This is a genomic window from Faecalibacillus sp. TM498 (genome assembly GCF_020589955.1).
GTDB classification, from domain to species: Bacteria; Bacillota_I; Bacilli_A; order Erysipelotrichales; family Coprobacillaceae; genus Faecalibacillus; species Faecalibacillus intestinalis.
The window spans coordinates 1-803 of the sequence record NZ_JAJDKB010000131.1; the positions used below are offsets into that span (position 1 = coordinate 1).

The following is an 803-nucleotide window of genomic DNA, read 5'->3' on the forward strand; positions in this document are numbered from 1 at the left end:
ATTGTTGCTTTGATAAATCCAAATTTATCCCCTACATCATATCTCTTTCCTTCAAAATCATACGCATACACTGCTTGTCTATCTAATAATCTTTTAATGGCATCTGTTAATTGGATTTCTCCTCCTGCTCCCTTTCCTTGTGTTTCTAACAATTCAAAGATTTCAGGTGTCAATACATATCTTCCTAAGACTGCTAGTTGACTTGGTGCTTTCTCTACTTCTGGTTTTTCTACCATGTCTGTTAGTTTTACCAGTCTTCCTTTTGCTGGATGTGATTTTGATGGTTCTACGATTCCATATTTGCTGACATCTTTTTTATCGACTGTTTGTACTCCGATTACGGATGCTGATGTCTTTCCATATTGTTCTATGAGTTGTTTTAATGCTGGTTTCCCTTCTTTATTGACAACCACATCATCTCCTAATAAGACTGCAAATGGTTCATCTCCAATGAATGATTTAGCACATAAGACTGCATGTCCTAATCCTTTTGGTTCCTTTTGTCTGATATAGTAGATATTGGCCATATCTGCTATATCTTGGATCATTTTTACTTGTTCTAGTTTTCCTGATTCTTTTAGTCTTTCTTCTAGTTCATAGTTTTTATCAAAATGATTTTCCATTGCATGCTTATTACTGTTTGTAATAATCAGGATTTCTTCTATTCCACTGTCTACTGCTTCTTGAATGATATATTGGATTGTTGGAATATCTACGATTGGCAACATTTCTTTGGCGATTGCTTTTGTTGCTGGTAGAAATCTTGTTCCTAATCCTGCTGCTGGTATAATTGCTTTTCTTAC

At 34.9% G+C, this 803-nt stretch carries 1 protein-coding gene; it reads right to left on the reverse strand.

The window, feature by feature from the left end:
• Positions 1 to 803, reverse strand: an 803-nt coding sequence (galU, locus tag LJD32_RS14990; RefSeq protein ID WP_227403841.1) for a UTP--glucose-1-phosphate uridylyltransferase GalU, incomplete at both ends; no start/stop codon positions are given.